Consider the following 13,674-nt stretch of genomic DNA (forward strand, 5'->3'; position numbering starts at 1 on the left):
CCGAAGCCTTAAACAAACGCGTCGGGCATTTCCGATTTGCGCTTGGCGACAAATTCGTCAAGCGCCTCTTCCACCGCCGGGTCGATGGGCGGCTTCACATAGTCCGCCATCAGCTTTTTCACCCGCGCTGATGCAAGGGCGACGGAATCGCGGCTGCCATCATCGGCCCAGGTTTCAAACGGTTTGTAATCCAGCACCTCGGTGCGCCAGAAGGCATCTTTGAAATTGGCCTGTGTATGGGCGCAGCCAAGATAGTGGCCGCCGGGGCCAACCTCGGCAATCGCATCCATTGCCTGCCCGTTTTCGGAAATATCCACACCCTTGGCGATAGAATGCAGAACGCCAAGCTGGTCGGCATCCAGCACGAATTTCTCAAAGCTCGAAACAAGCCCGCCTTCCAGCCAGCCACAGGCGTGCAGCATGAAGTTGACACCGCCAAGCAGCGCGGCATTGAGCGTGTTTGCGGTTTCATAAGCCGCCTGCGCATCTGGCAGTTTGGAGCCACAAAGCCCGCCGCCCGAGCGGAATGGCAGGTTCATGCGCCGCGCCAACTGGCCAGCCCCCCAGAGGATTTTGCTGGCTTCCGGCGTGCCAAAGGTCGGCGCACCCGAGTTCATGTCGATCGAGGTTACGAACGCGCCGAAAATGACCGGCGCGCCGGGGCGCACAAGCTGGGAATAGGCGACACCGGCCAGCACCTCGGCCAGCACCTGCGTGAGCGTGCCGGCCACCGAAACCGGCGCCATCGCCCCGCCCACAATGAACGGCGAGACGATACAGGCCTGATTGGCCGCGGCATAAACCTCGAGCGCGTCCATCATGATCGGGTCGAACACCAGGGGCGAGTTGATGTTGATCAGGTTGGTCATCACGGTGTTCTGGTCAACAAAATCGGCCCCGAACAGGATTTTCGACATTTCAACCGAATCAACGCAGCGCGACCGTTCGGTGACCGAGCCCATATAGGGCTTGTCGGTCAGCGTCATATGGGCGTGGAGCATGTCGAGATGGCGCTTGTTGACCGGCACATCGGTCGGCTCGCACACGGTGCCGCCGGAATGATGCAGCCATTTCGACATATAGCCAAGCTTCACGAATTTCTGGAAATCGGCGATTGTGGCATAACGGCGGCCTCCTTCGGCATCGCGCACGAAGGGCGGGCCGTAGACGGGGGCCAGCACCAAGGATTTGCCGCCGATCTCGACATTGCGCTCGGGGTTGCGGGCGTGCTGCGTAATGCGGCTTGGAGCGGTGGCGCAAAGCTTGCGCGCCAGGCCGCGCGGAATATGCACGGTTTCGCCCTTGATCTCGGCACCTGCGTCCTTCCACTTGGCAAGGGCGGGCGCGTTGTCAACGAATTTCACGCCGATTTCCCACAAAACCGTTTCGGCATTGGCCTCGATCACCTCGATCGCTTCGGCTGTGAGAATCTCGAAATTTGGGATGTTCCGCTCGATATAGCGGTTGAAGGTCGTGTTGGGGGCCGTGCGCTCGGCGCGACGGGCCGCGCCACCACCGGTGCGGCCACGGCGGGATTCGGATTGGGGGGCTGTATCTGCGGCCATGATGAGCATCCTATGCAAGCAAGTTGCCTCTCCATAGCAACAGTGCCTGGCCAAACGCTTACCGAATGCGCCCCGCTATTCGCTTTCCGCGACATTTAGCGCCCGTCTTGGCCGCAACGCCTTGCAGAGCGGGGCGCGCTAAATTAAAGACCGGACATGACCGATATATCACACCAAAAACTGCTTATCATCGACTTTGGCAGCCAGGTTACGCAGCTTATTGCGCGCCGCCTGCGCGAGCTGAATGTCTATTGCGAAATTCATCCGTTCAACAGGGTTGATGATGCGTTTCTGGCCGATTTTGCGCCGCTTGCGGTTATTCTGTCGGGTGGCCCATCGTCTGTTTTTGCCGATGGCGCGCCGATGCCGCCTGCCAGCGTGTTTACGCTTGGCGTGCCGGTTCTGGGCATTTGCTATGGCCAGCAGGTGATGATGCATTGCCTGGGCGGCAGGGTTGAACGCGGCCACGGCACCGCCGAATTTGGCCGGGCCTTTGTTGCCCCCAAAGGCGCGCGCCCGGCGTTTTTGAGCGGCTGGTTCGAGGGCGAGCGCGAGCAGGTCTGGATGAGCCACGGCGACCATGTCTCGGCGCTTGCGCCGGGGTTCGAGGTTTACGGAACCTCCCCCAATGCACCCTTTGCCATAACCGCCGATCTGGAGCGTAATTTCTACGCCGTGCAGTTTCACCCCGAAGTGCATCACACGCCCAATGGCGCGCGGTTTTACGAGAATTTCACCCGCCTTGCAGGGTTTACCGGCGATTGGACGATGGGTGCTTACCGCGAGGAAGCCATTCGCAAGATCCGCGACCAGGTGGGCGATGCCAAGGTGATTTGCGGGCTGTCGGGCGGGGTGGATTCCAGCGTTGCCGCCGTGTTGATCCATGAAGCCATCGGCGACCAGCTGACCTGCGTTTTCGTCGACCACGGCCTGCTGCGCCTGGGCGAGGCGGATGAGGTCGTGAAAATGTTCCGCGACCATTACAACATGCCGCTTATCCATGCCGATGAGCAGGAATTGTTTTTGGGCGCGCTGGACGGGCAATCGGACCCCGAAACCAAGCGCAAGATCATCGGGGGGCTGTTTATTGATGTATTTCAAAAACATGCGGGCGAGGTTGGCGGCGCGAAGTTTCTGGCGCAAGGCACGCTTTACCCCGATGTGATTGAAAGCGTTTCCTTCAGCGGCGGGCCTTCGGTGACCATCAAAAGCCACCACAATGTTGGTGGCCTGCCCGAAAAGATGGGGCTGCAACTGGTCGAGCCGCTGCGCGAGTTGTTCAAGGATGAAGTGCGCGCCCTGGGCCGCGAGCTTGGCCTGCCCGCCAGCTTTATTGGCCGCCACCCCTTCCCCGGCCCGGGGCTTGCCATTCGCTGCCCCGGTGAAATTACCCGCGAAAAGCTGGAAATTCTGCGCAAGGCCGATGCGGTTTATATCGACCAGATTCGCAAACACGGGCTGTATGACGAGATCTGGCAGGCCTTTGTGGCCATTTTGCCCGTGCGCACCGTGGGCGTGATGGGCGATGGCCGCACCTATGATTTTGCCTGCGCTTTGCGTGCCGTGACCAGCGTTGATGGCATGACCGCCGATTACTACCCGTTCAGCCACGAGTTTCTGGGCGAAACCGCCACGCGAATCATCAACGAGGTGCAGGGCATCAACCGCGTGACCTACGATATTACCTCAAAACCGCCCGGCACGATTGAATGGGAATAGGTGCCGCCACCGCATTTGGAGCGATTTCGCCGCGTCAACACCCTTCGCACTCGCAGCAAAATTGCCGGTTTCAGCCGGTTTTAGCAGCATTATTGCGTTTCCGTTGCGTAAGCTCTGCCAAACTGACGTGGCGGCAGAATTGACCGGAACAAGACCCTTTTCCTATCCGTTGAGACATGCGCGCTCATCGGGAGGAAAAAATGAGATTGCACAGCAAGGTTTCCGCACTGGCGTTTGCAAGCACGTTTGCCGTGCTTGGCTCGGCTGTTCATGCAGGCGGGCTTGACCGTTCGTATCAGGATATCAGCATCCTTTTTCAGGATGGCGGATATGCCGAGTTGAGTTTTGGTTTGGTCATGCCGTCGGTTTCCGGCGTGGGGGCAAATGCCACGATGAGCGGGCTTGGCGCGTCGGGCGATATGGTTTCGACCTATTCCTCGCTCAGCTTCGGGCTGCGTCAGCAGATCACCGAAAACATTGGTCTTGCTGTCATTGTTGACGAGCCTTACGGCGCAAATACATCTTACGACCCAACGGCTGATTACTTTCTGGCCGGCACATATGCAACCGTGAACACCACCGCCATCACGCTTTTGGCGCAGTATCAATTGACCCCGCGCTTTTCGCTGATCGGCGGGTTGCGCCACCAGTCGATCAGCGGAGATGTTGCGGTTCTGGCCTTTGGTGGTGCGGGTGGCGACTATGCAATGACCGCATCCAACAGCGGCTCGTTTGGCTATGTCGCCGGTGTTGCCTATGAAATTCCAGCCATCGCACTGCGCGCATCGCTTGTGTATAATTCGGCAATTACCCATACAATGGAGACGCGCGAAGGCAGTTCGGCCGGCACGGCCCCGTCGCTGGATTTTGATGTGACAATGCCGCAGACCATTGCCTTCAACCTGCAAACCGGGATTGCGGCCAATACGCTGCTTACCGCCTCGGTGCGCTGGTCGGAATGGTCGGTGTTCGATGTGACGCCCGCTGGCTATGCAGCCGCAAACGGCGGTGACTCGCTGGTCGATCTGACCGATGACGTGATGACCTACAGCCTTGGTGTTGGGCGCAAATTTTCCGACAGCTTCTCGGGCTCGCTTACGCTGACCTACGAGCCGGGCGCGCCTGGCACCGTGTCTGACCTGACACCAACCAACGGCAAGTTCGGCGTCACGGTGGGCGGGCGCTATACGCTCGCTTCCGGGGTGACCATCACGGGCGGTGTAAACTACACCTGGCTGGGCGATGCGACCACGCATAACGGCGCTGTGTTCAGCGGAAATACGGCGCTGGGTGTCGGTGTCAAGATCGGCTACCCATTCTGATCTGTCATTTCGATTTGCGGTGCAGATGCTTGAATTTGCACCGCTTGTCGCTTTACGTCGTCCGCCTAAACCCCTAGCATCGCGCCAGACATGGGGGTTTGGGCAATGCCAAAAGTTTATCTGGACGGCACACTGGTTGTGAACAGCGCAGCCATGCTGGCCGTGATCGAGATGTATCTTGACGACCATATCGCGCTGTCCCGCGCCGAGCCGGGCTGTGAGAAGTTCGAGGTCTATCCCGACGCCAACAACCCGTATCACTATATCGTCTCGGAAATTTATGAAACCGAAGAGGCTTTTGCCGCGCATCAGGCGCGGGCGGCGGCCAGCGAATGGGGGCAGGCCACGAAAATGCTGGAACGCCGCTACACCAAACGGATTGAATAGGCGTGACGCCGGTCGCCGAGGCCGAACATGCCCGCCCGCTGCTGGCGGCGGCATGGATGATGGGTGCGGTCGCCTCTTTCAGCGCAATGGCCCTGGCCGGGCGCATTACCTATAGCGAGCTTTCGACCTTCGAGCTGATGTTCTACCGCTCTGCCATCGGGCTGATGGTGGTTTCGGTGCTGATCATGCGGTCACGCCGGGGTTGGGCGCATATTCGCAGCCGCCATCCCGGGCTGCATATCCAGCGCAATATTGTGCATTTTGCGGGCCAGAACATGTGGTTCTATGCGGTTGCGGTCATTCCCTTCGCGCAGGTGGTGGCCTTTGAATTCACCAACCCGATCTGGGTGGCCCTGCTGGCACCCTTAGCCCTGGGCGAGCGGTGGACGCGGCGGCGCATTCTTTGCGTTTTGCTTGGCTTTATCGGCATTCTGATCGTGGCGCGGCCGGGTCAGGTGACATTGACGCTCGGCCATCTCGCCGCGGCGGGCAGCGCCCTAGGATTTGCGCTCAACACCATTTTTACAAAGCGGATCATGCGGCATGATACGGTGCTGTGCGTGCTGTTCTGGATGGTGTTCTTGCAAATGCTCATGGGGCTGGCCCTGTCGCTGGGCGATGGGGTGACTTGGCCATCGGAAGCAGTTTGGCCCTGGGTCGGGCTGGTGGGGCTATGCGGGCTTTCGGCGCATTATTGCCTGACCTCGGCGCTGGCGGCGGCACCCGCAACCGTTGTGGCCCCAATGGAGTTTGTGCGCCTGCCGGTGATGGCCAGCATCGGGATGCTGGCTTATGGCGAGCCGCTGGAATGGGCGGTGTTCGTGGGTGCCGGGCTGATTGTTGCTGCGAACCTGCTCAACATCATGTCGGCACGACGCTCATAGTCTGGCGGCGCGATTCGGCCAGAAGCGCCGCCAGAAGGCGCACATGCTCAGCGGCGCTGTAAGCAGCATCGCGGGCCTGTCGGGCGTCATTCAGGGCAGCCTCTTGCGCCAGCAGCCAGTTCAGCATTGCAATACCGCTGCGCGCGCCTTGGCCGGGCAGATCGCGGGTGCGACAGTAATCGCGCGCGGCAATTCGGGCGGCGCGAATCAGCAATTTGGGGCGGCGCAGCGCAGCAATTTCATTGATAATCGGGGTCATTTCCGGGTCCTTTCAACATGTGGAACCCGGATCATGCAGGCGAAAATGCGGTGTTGCGCCAGAATGCAAAGCTGCGCGCTGCATCGTTACCCTTTGATAACATTTGGCAATTACAGTCGACTCCCCCTAAAGATTAAGCGAATTTTAGGGAATCTCCTTTAGGTAAAGTTTTCGGTAAAATTTACATAGAGGCGACAGGTTATGGCCCTTTGCCCGGCCCCGGACCCCAAAACACGCGCCCCGATAGCAGATGGCCTGATGCCACTCGCATTGCCATTGCCCGACTGGATTCCGGATATGGCAGAGACCTATTTGAGCCATGTGAATTGCGGCGTGCCCCTGCGCCGAATCGCCCGCGAAAAGGGCATTCATGCCTCGACCGTGCTGCGTCAGGTGCGAAAACTGGAGCTGCGCCGCGACGATCCGCTGATGGATGAGGCGCTGAGCCAGATTGCCCATGTCTATTTTACCGCGCCCACCCCCCCAGCAAAGGAAGCGTTGCCCATGCCATCAGCCAAAACACCCCCTGCCGAGGATCTGCACGTAAAACGTGAAGCGCGGCGCATTTTGCGGCGACTATGTGAAAAAGATGCCTATCTGATGGTGGCGCCACATCTGGAAATGGCGGCTGTCTTTCGCGATCTGCCCGATGGTGTGCGCCGCCGCATAGCCACGGTCAAGCGCGATGTGGCCCGCGCCTTCGTGTTGCAGGACTGGATCGAAGGCCAAGCGGTTGGCGCACTGACCCGGTATCAGATAACCTCGGTCGGGCGGGCTGCATTGAAGCGGCTCTTGGCCAAGGATACGCCCGATGGCGGCTTTCAAGACCAGCATCGCGTGTATGGCGAGCGCGATGTGATGGAGGCCGATGGCAGCAAGATCACCCGTCTGCGCTGCAATATCGCCGAAAGCCCGCTTACGCTTTTGGGCCGCAAGCGCGATGCCGACGGGCTGAGCTTTTTGGGCGAGGAACTGATCGAGGCTGGCGAGCGGCTGCGCGAAGATTTTGAGATTGCACAGCTTGGCCCGCGCGTGGCGCAAAACTGGGAGCGATTCATGACAGGGGGCGCGCGCGGGCATTTCGGGCAAAGCGCGGGCGGCGATGGGGCCAGCCATGCGCGCGAACGTGTGGCGCGTGCCTTGGCGGCATTGGGGCCGGGGCTGGCCGATATCGCCTTTCGGGTATGCTGTTTTCTCGAAGGTCTGGAAAAGGCCGAAAAGCGGCTCGGCTGGTCGGCGCGGTCGGGCAAGGTTGTGCTGAAGATTGCGCTGCAAAGGCTTGCCAACCACTACGGATTGCAAAGCGCCGCCCCTGAACGCAAGGCAAGCTAGGCGGCGCGCACAGGTTGCGCGTGCCGCACCCTGCCAACCGCGCCGCGCCGCGCGGTTGCGCGTGTTCAGACCGCCGCGATGATCGGTGCAAAGTCGGCGGCTTTGAGCGAGGCGCCGCCGACCAGCGCGCCATCGACATCGGTCACACCGAAGATTTCGGCAGCATTTGCGGGTTTGACCGAGCCGCCATAAAGCAGCCGCACCCCTTGGGCAATATCCGCACCAAAGCGGCTGGTGAGTTGGCCGCGCATAAAGGCGTGCATCTCACCAATATCGGCAAGCGTTGGCACAAGCCCTGTGCCAATGGCCCAGACCGGCTCGTATGCCACGACAAGATTGGCCGCGCCAACCCCATCGGGGAGCGAGGCGGCAAGCTGTTCGCCCACGGTTTCCAGCGCGGCCCCGGCCTGGCGCTGGGCTTCGGTCTCACCCACGCAGACCACGGCCAGCAGGCCCGCGCGCCATGCGGCCTGTGCCTTGGCTGAAACCTGCGCGCTGGTTTCCCAATGGTCGGCGCGACGTTCGGAATGGCCGAGTATAACCGCCTTTGCACCCGCATCGGCCAGCATTTCGGCGGAAATGTCGCCGGTATGCGCCCCGTTAGCCGCGACATGGCAATCCTGCCCGCCGACCATGATCGGCCCGGATTCGGCCGCCATTGCTGCCAGCAGCGTTGCGGGCGGGCACAGCAGAACATCGCATTCGGGCGTGCCGATTGCCGCTTTGAGCGCCGCCAACTCACCCAAGGCGGCGCGGGTTCCGTTCATCTTCCAATTGCCGGCAACAAGCGCGCGTCGGGTCATGCACATACTCCTGATAATGTCGTGATCGGGTTTAGCAGAACCGGCCGCCGGGGCAAAGCGATTCAGCCAAGTGCGGCCAGCGCGCGGCGGCCCCATGCAACCGCAAGGTCGGGGTCGTCCACCGCCTCGCCGGGCAGGGTGTAATAGCCCATCGACCGTGTCACGCCGTCACGCTCCATCGTGAACGGTTTCTGGCCAAGGGCGGCAAGCTCGTCGGCAAAGGCGCCTTTGGCTTTTATGTAAAGCTGCCCGTCAGAGCGGCGCAGCGCGAAAATTTGACCATTGGCATAGATGGTAAGCCCGCCCATCATCTTGCGCGTTGTGATATGGCCAAGGCCGGAAAAATGATCTTTCAAAAAGGCGATTTCTTCGTCGGAAACCGCCATTACATGCCTTCAAACTTGATGGATTCGCCGCAGCCACAGGCTTCTGTCACATTCGGGTTGTTGAAGCGGAACCCGCTTTCCAGCAATGAATCGTAATAGTCGATTTCGGTGCCAAACAGAAACATCTGCGCCATTGGGGCAATCAGAATGCGCGCACCGTCTTGCTCGACCACCTCATCATGGGCCTCGGCGGTTTCAACGTAATCCATCGTATATTCCATGCCCGCACAGCCGCCCTTCTTGACGCCAATCTTCAGACCGGCCTTGTTGCCGCTTTGCATGAGCGTGCGAATCTGCGCCGCGGCGGCGCTGGTCATTGTTACGGGCGGTTTTCCGGGAATGGCGAACATCTCATTGCTCCACTGGGGCGGGTTGGGGCGCTGCCGGGTTGGCTGGCGGTGCCGCAAGCGGGGTTTCGAGCCGGTCCTGAATCGCCGCAAGTGCTGCGGCCATGTCTTCAAAACGGCCGGAATTATAGGCATCTTCAGCGGCAAGATTCTGGCGCACGGCCATCAGATCGGCGGCGATTTCGGCAATGTCATTTTCCAGATCTCCCAGAATGGCGGCGTTTTCCGCGCGCATCGCCTCTAGCGCTTCGGCTGTTGCGGCACCGGATGTCTGATCGGCCAGCCGGCCCATGCCCTGGCTCATATTCAGATACACCAGACCGCCGGCCACCAGCGCGCCGATAATGGCCGACATGGTAATCCGCGACAAAAGTGCGCCCATCACATGAAACCCATTTCAAGCCGGGCCTCGTCCGACATCATGTCCATGCCCCATTGCGGCTCCCAGACCAGTTCGACATTCACGGTTTTGACGCCCGGAAGCGGCTCAACCGCTTCGGCAACCCAGCCGGGCATTTCACCCGCCACGGGGCAGCCGGGGGCGGTCAGGCTCATCTTGATGCCGACATTTGCCTCATCGTCGATTGCGATTGTGTATATCAGCCCAAGGTCATAGATATTCACCGGAATTTCCGGGTCATGGACCGTGCGGCAGGCTTCGACAATCGCATCATAAAGCGGATGGTCGGTATCAGACGGTGCGATAAGGGGCGCGCCTTCCATCGGTGTTTCGGGTGTTACATTCATCCCATCAACTCGCGTTGTGATAATTCCTGATAGATTATATAGGTTATAGGGGCAAAAAGGTCCAGAGGTGGCAATGACGAAACATATCAGCTTTGAAATTCATGGCCGCGACGGGCGGGCGCGCACCGGTGTGCTGAAAACCCCGCGCGGCGATATTCGCACACCCGCCTTCATGCCCGTTGGCACGGCGGCCACAGTCAAGGCGATGATGCCCGAAAGCGTGGCGGCCACGGGGGCCGATATTTTGCTTGGCAATACCTATCATCTGATGTTGCGCCCAACGGCCGAGCGGATTGACCGGCTTGGCGGGCTGCACAGGTTCATGAACTGGGACAAGCCCATTCTGACCGATAGTGGCGGCTTTCAGGTGATGAGCCTGGCCAGCCTGCGTAAACTCACTGAAAAAGGCGTCACGTTCAAAAGCCATATCGACGGCTCCAAGCACGAAATAACACCCGAACGCAGCATGGAAATCCAGCGCCTGCTGGGCAGTGATATTGTCATGTGTTTTGACGAATGCCCGGCGCTGCCGGCAACCGAAGACGTGGTCGCCAAGTCGATGCGCATGTCGATGCGCTGGGCGGCACGCTCGCGCGAGGCTTTTGGCGACCGCCCCGGCCATGCGCTGTTTGGCATTCAGCAGGGCGGGGTAACGCAAGACCTGCGCGCAGAAAGCGCCGAAGCTTTGCGCGCCATCGGCTTTGATGGCTATGCCATTGGCGGGCTGGCGGTGGGCGAGGGGCAGGAGGCGATGTTCGGCGTGCTTGACTATGCCCCCGGCCAATTGCCCGATGACAAGCCGCGTTACCTGATGGGTGTCGGCAAGCCTGATGATATTGTCGGCGCAGTGCAGCGCGGGGTGGATATGTTTGACTGCGTTTTGCCCAGCCGTTCGGGCCGCACGGGGCAGGCGCAAACCCGCATGGGCGCGATCAACATTCGCAACGCCCGCCATCAGGACGACCCGCGCCCGCTGGATGAAGAATGCAGCTGCCCCTGCTGCACGCAATATTCACGTGCCTATCTGCACCATGTGAACAAGGCGCAGGAAATTATCGCCAGTATGCTGCTGACATGGCACAACCTGCATTATTATCAGGAGCTGATGGCCGGTTTGCGCGCCGCCGTCGCCGCCGGAACGCTTGATGATTTTGCCGCCGCCTTCCATGCGCGGCGCGCAGCGGGCGATATTGCGCCAATTGGCGCAAAAGCTGAATGAACAGGGTCAACAGGTGGTGAAATGAACACCACCGTCTTGAAACCCGGCGCGCCACGGTCCATCTTTGAGGGCCGAGGAGTCGCGTGTGCTGCCGCTTTGGGGCGCCCGGCTTGCTAATGAAGGAAAAATGATGACCGAACCCACCAAACTGACCCTGCCAGTGCTTCCGCTGCGCGATATCGTGGTGTTTCCGCATATGATCGTGCCGCTTTTCGTGGGGCGCGAAAAATCGGTTCATGCGCTCGAAGCGGTGATGAAGGATGACAAGCAGATCCTGCTGTCCAGCCAGATTGATGCGAGCGACGACGAGCCGAATGTAGAGGGCATTCATGATGTTGGCGTTGTGGCCAATGTGCTGCAATTGCTCAAACTGCCCGATGGCACCGTGAAAGTGCTTGTCGAAGGTCGCCAGCGCGTGCGCCTTGCCAGATTCCTGGATAATGACAGTTATTTCGAGGCCGAAGCCGATGTGCTGGACGAGGTGGAAGGCGATGCCGACACCCTGACCGCGCTGACACGCTCGGTCGCCGAAGAGTTTGACCGTTACTCGAAGCTGAACAAGAACATTCCCGAAGATGCGCTGAGCGTGGTTGCCGAAACCAAGGGGGCCGCCAAGCTGGCCGATACCGTGGCCGGGCATTTGGGCGTGGACCTTGAGGAAAAGCAGAACCTGCTGGAAATGCTCGACATTGCCGAACGGCTGGAGCGGATCTACGGCATCATGCAGGGCGAGATTTCGGTGCTGCGGGTCGAGAAAAAGATCAAATCCCGCGTCAAAAGCCAGATGGAGCGCACCCAGCGCGAATACTATCTGAATGAGCAGATGAAGGCCATTCAGCGCGAGCTTGGCGATGGCGAGGAAGGCGAAGGCGAATTGGCCGAGCTGGAAGAGCGCCTGTCGGAAACCAAGCTTTCCAAAGAGGCGAAAGACAAGGCGATTGGCGAGCTTAAGAAGCTGAAAAACATGTCGCCCATGTCGGCCGAAGCCACGGTTGTGCGCAACTATCTGGATTGGATGTTGTCGCTGCCCTGGGGCAAGCGCTCGCGCATCAAGAAAGACCTGAACGCCGCGCAAAAAGTGCTGGATGCCGACCATTACGGGCTTGATAAGGTCAAGGAACGCATTGTCGAATATCTGGCCGTGCAAAGCCGCAGCAAAAAGATGAAAGGCCCGATCATGTGCCTGGTCGGCCCGCCGGGCGTGGGTAAAACCAGCCTTGGCAAATCGGTTGCGCGGGCCACGGGGCGCGAATTTATCCGCATCAGCCTTGGCGGTGTGCGCGATGAGAGCGAGATTCGCGGCCATCGGCGCACTTATATCGGCTCGATGCCCGGCAAGATCATCCAGGCGCTGAAAAAGGCCAAAACCAGCAATCCGCTGATCTTGCTCGACGAGATCGACAAGATGGGGCAGGATTTTCGCGGTGATCCGGCTTCGGCCATGCTGGAGGTGCTGGACCCGGAACAGAACGCGACCTTTGTCGACCATTATCTAGAGGTTGAATATGACCTGTCAGACGTGATGTTCCTGACCACGGCCAACAGCTACAACATGCCGCGCCCGCTGCTGGACCGCATGGAAATCATCACGCTTGCCGGTTATACCGAGGTGGAAAAAGCCGCGATTGCCCGCCAGCACCTGATTGCCAAGCAGGAAAAAGCCAATGGCCTGAAAAAGGGCGAGCTGGAAATTTCCGACGGTGCCTTGCAGGAGATCATCCGCCGCTATACCCGCGAGGCGGGCGTGCGCAACCTTGAACGCGAGATCGCCAAGCTTGGCCGCAAGGCCGTGACGACGATCATCAAGGACAAGGTGGCTGGCGTGAAGGTCACCGCCGAAAATATCGGTGAGTTTCTGGGCGTCAAACGCTTCAAATTCGGCCTTGCCGAAAGCGATGACCAGATCGGCGTAACCACCGGCCTGGCCTGGACCGAGGTTGGCGGCGATCTGTTGCAGATCGAGGCGCTGAAACTGCCCGGCAAGGGGCGGATGAAAACCACCGGCAAGCTTGGCGATGTGATGAAGGAAAGCATCGAGGCGGCGGCAAGTTTCGTGCGCTCCAAATCGGTGTCGCTTGGGGTGAAGCCGCCCGAATTTGACAAGATCGACATCCATGTGCATGTGCCCGAAGGTGCCACGCCAAAAGATGGCCCGAGCGCCGGTGTTGCAATGGTCACAAGCATTGTTTCGGTGCTGACAGGCATTGCCGTGCGCCGCGATGTGGCCATGACGGGTGAAGTTACCCTGCGCGGCAATGTGCTGCCGATTGGCGGGCTGAAAGAAAAGCTTCTGGCGGCGCTGCGCGGCGGTATCAAGACCGTGCTGATCCCGGCGGAGAATGAAAAAGACCTCGCCGAGGTGCCCGATGTGGTGAAGGACGGGCTGACGCTTATTCCCGTCGCCCATGTGTCGGACGTGCTGAAAGTCGCGCTTGTGCGCCAGCCCGAACCGATTGAATGGGACGAGGCCGCAGAAGCCGCCGCCGCGGCGGCCCGCGCGCCAGCCGCGGGTGCCACTGCACATTAGGCCGGATTTATGCAAGATCGGGGCGCGCGGGCAACTGCGCGCCCCTTTTCATGCCAAACCGCAGCCGCCCCCCTGATTTTGCAGGAAATTTCTGCCGTATTCCGGGCAGGATCTGCGGGGATGAATTTCTTGGAAAGAATGCGCAAACGAGCCTTGCCAAGGGTTTCGTTTCGGGCT

At 59.9% G+C, this 13,674-nt stretch carries 14 protein-coding genes; 7 read left to right on the forward strand and 7 right to left on the reverse strand.

What is annotated here, in order from left to right:
- Positions 1 to 8: 8 nt before the first annotated feature.
- Positions 9 to 1,565, reverse strand: a complete 1,557-nt coding sequence (locus LGT41_RS08485) for a trimethylamine methyltransferase family protein (protein ID WP_274126439.1) — start codon at positions 1,563 to 1,565, stop codon at positions 9 to 11.
- Between the two features lie 156 nt (positions 1,566 to 1,721).
- On the opposite strand from LGT41_RS08485, the gene guaA reads away from it, so the two are divergent.
- The 4 genes from guaA (at position 1,722) to LGT41_RS08505 (ending at position 5,877) form a co-directional block, all read left to right on the forward strand.
- Positions 1,722 to 3,284 (forward strand): glutamine-hydrolyzing GMP synthase, encoded by a 1,563-nt coding sequence (guaA, locus tag LGT41_RS08490; RefSeq protein ID WP_274126440.1) that lies wholly within the window; start codon positions 1,722 to 1,724, stop codon positions 3,282 to 3,284.
- A 200-nt stretch (positions 3,285 to 3,484) separates the two neighbouring features.
- The gene (locus tag LGT41_RS08495; RefSeq protein ID WP_274126441.1) at positions 3,485 to 4,606 is read left to right on the forward strand and encodes an OmpP1/FadL family transporter; all 1,122 of its coding nucleotides are present in this window, start codon (positions 3,485 to 3,487) and stop codon (positions 4,604 to 4,606) included.
- A gap of 105 nt (positions 4,607 to 4,711) precedes the next feature.
- Positions 4,712 to 4,993 (forward strand): putative quinol monooxygenase, encoded by a 282-nt coding sequence (locus LGT41_RS08500; RefSeq protein WP_274126442.1) that lies wholly within the window; start codon positions 4,712 to 4,714, stop codon positions 4,991 to 4,993.
- 2 nt (positions 4,994 to 4,995) lie between these two features.
- Positions 4,996 to 5,877 (forward strand): DMT family transporter, encoded by an 882-nt coding sequence (locus LGT41_RS08505; protein ID WP_274126443.1) that lies wholly within the window; start codon positions 4,996 to 4,998, stop codon positions 5,875 to 5,877.
- Here the strand turns inward: LGT41_RS08505 and LGT41_RS08510 are convergent.
- Positions 5,855 to 6,136: a DUF6477 family protein gene (locus tag LGT41_RS08510; RefSeq protein WP_274126444.1), complete on the reverse strand. Its 282-nt coding sequence runs from the start codon at positions 6,134 to 6,136 to the stop codon at positions 5,855 to 5,857. The two genes, LGT41_RS08505 and LGT41_RS08510, sit on opposite strands and share 23 nt — an antisense overlap.
- A gap of 258 nt (positions 6,137 to 6,394) precedes the next feature.
- Here LGT41_RS08510 and LGT41_RS08515 point away from each other — a divergent pair, with 258 nt between their 5' ends.
- Complete coding sequence (locus LGT41_RS08515) at positions 6,395 to 7,468, forward strand: DUF6456 domain-containing protein (RefSeq protein WP_274126445.1); 1,074 nt, start codon at positions 6,395 to 6,397, stop codon at positions 7,466 to 7,468.
- Between the two features lie 65 nt (positions 7,469 to 7,533).
- Here LGT41_RS08515 and tpiA read toward each other — a convergent pair whose 3' ends face one another.
- From tpiA to LGT41_RS08540, 5 genes are read right to left on the reverse strand one after another with little or no spacing between them, the layout of a single operon-like run.
- Complete coding sequence (gene tpiA / locus LGT41_RS08520; protein ID WP_274126446.1) at positions 7,534 to 8,277, reverse strand: triose-phosphate isomerase; 744 nt, start codon at positions 8,275 to 8,277, stop codon at positions 7,534 to 7,536.
- 56 nt (positions 8,278 to 8,333) lie between these two features.
- Positions 8,334 to 8,657 carry a TfoX/Sxy family protein gene (locus tag LGT41_RS08525; RefSeq protein ID WP_274126447.1) on the reverse strand — a complete coding sequence of 108 codons (324 nt, stop codon included), beginning with the start codon at positions 8,655 to 8,657 and terminating at the stop codon, positions 8,334 to 8,336.
- On the reverse strand, positions 8,657 to 9,007 hold the full coding sequence (locus LGT41_RS08530; RefSeq protein WP_274126448.1) for a HesB/IscA family protein: 351 nt from the start codon (positions 9,005 to 9,007) through the stop codon (positions 8,657 to 8,659). The genes LGT41_RS08525 and LGT41_RS08530 overlap by 1 nt, the downstream gene beginning before the upstream one ends.
- Position 9,008: 1 nt before the next feature.
- The gene (locus LGT41_RS08535; RefSeq protein ID WP_274126449.1) at positions 9,009 to 9,386 is read right to left on the reverse strand and encodes a hypothetical protein; all 378 of its coding nucleotides are present in this window, start codon (positions 9,384 to 9,386) and stop codon (positions 9,009 to 9,011) included.
- On the reverse strand, positions 9,386 to 9,751 hold the full coding sequence (locus LGT41_RS08540; protein WP_274126450.1) for an SUF system Fe-S cluster assembly protein: 366 nt from the start codon (positions 9,749 to 9,751) through the stop codon (positions 9,386 to 9,388). Before LGT41_RS08540 ends, LGT41_RS08535 begins: the two co-directional genes overlap by 1 nt.
- Before the next feature lie 73 nt (positions 9,752 to 9,824).
- Between LGT41_RS08540 and tgt the strand changes: the two genes are divergently transcribed.
- On the forward strand, positions 9,825 to 10,970 hold the full coding sequence (gene tgt / locus LGT41_RS08545) for a tRNA guanosine(34) transglycosylase Tgt (protein ID WP_274126451.1): 1,146 nt from the start codon (positions 9,825 to 9,827) through the stop codon (positions 10,968 to 10,970).
- Positions 10,971 to 11,100: 130 nt separating this feature from the next.
- Entirely contained in the window at positions 11,101 to 13,497 is a 2,397-nt protein-coding gene (lon, locus tag LGT41_RS08550) for an endopeptidase La (protein ID WP_420720211.1), read from the forward strand.
- Positions 13,498 to 13,674: the final 177 nt, after the last annotated feature.

The organism is Abyssibius alkaniclasticus (genome assembly GCF_020447305.1).
GTDB lineage: Bacteria > Pseudomonadota > Alphaproteobacteria > Rhodobacterales > Rhodobacteraceae > Abyssibius > Abyssibius alkaniclasticus.

What these genes read in the sequence shown, in the direction of transcription:
- LGT41_RS08485 (WP_274126439.1), bottom strand. Translation starts at nt 1,565, where the DNA reads ATGGCCGCAGATACAGCCCCCCAATCCGAATCCCGCCGTGGCCGCACC.
- guaA (WP_274126440.1), top strand. Translation starts at nt 1,722, where the DNA reads ATGACCGATATATCACACCAAAAACTGCTTATCATCGACTTTGGCAGC.
- LGT41_RS08495 (WP_274126441.1), top strand. Translation starts at nt 3,485, where the DNA reads ATGAGATTGCACAGCAAGGTTTCCGCACTGGCGTTTGCAAGCACGTTT.
- LGT41_RS08500 (WP_274126442.1), top strand. Translation starts at nt 4,712, where the DNA reads ATGCCAAAAGTTTATCTGGACGGCACACTGGTTGTGAACAGCGCAGCC.
- LGT41_RS08510 (WP_274126444.1), bottom strand. Translation starts at nt 6,136, where the DNA reads ATGACCCCGATTATCAATGAAATTGCTGCGCTGCGCCGCCCCAAATTG.
- LGT41_RS08515 (WP_274126445.1), top strand. Translation starts at nt 6,395, where the DNA reads ATGCCACTCGCATTGCCATTGCCCGACTGGATTCCGGATATGGCAGAG.
- tpiA (WP_274126446.1), bottom strand. Translation starts at nt 8,277, where the DNA reads ATGTGCATGACCCGACGCGCGCTTGTTGCCGGCAATTGGAAGATGAAC.
- LGT41_RS08525 (WP_274126447.1), bottom strand. Translation starts at nt 8,657, where the DNA reads ATGGCGGTTTCCGACGAAGAAATCGCCTTTTTGAAAGATCATTTTTCC.
- LGT41_RS08530 (WP_274126448.1), bottom strand. Translation starts at nt 9,007, where the DNA reads ATGTTCGCCATTCCCGGAAAACCGCCCGTAACAATGACCAGCGCCGCC.
- LGT41_RS08535 (WP_274126449.1), bottom strand. Translation starts at nt 9,386, where the DNA reads ATGGGCGCACTTTTGTCGCGGATTACCATGTCGGCCATTATCGGCGCG.
- LGT41_RS08540 (WP_274126450.1), bottom strand. Translation starts at nt 9,751, where the DNA reads ATGAATGTAACACCCGAAACACCGATGGAAGGCGCGCCCCTTATCGCA.
- tgt (WP_274126451.1), top strand. Translation starts at nt 9,825, where the DNA reads ATGACGAAACATATCAGCTTTGAAATTCATGGCCGCGACGGGCGGGCG.
- lon (WP_420720211.1), top strand. Translation starts at nt 11,101, where the DNA reads ATGACCGAACCCACCAAACTGACCCTGCCAGTGCTTCCGCTGCGCGAT.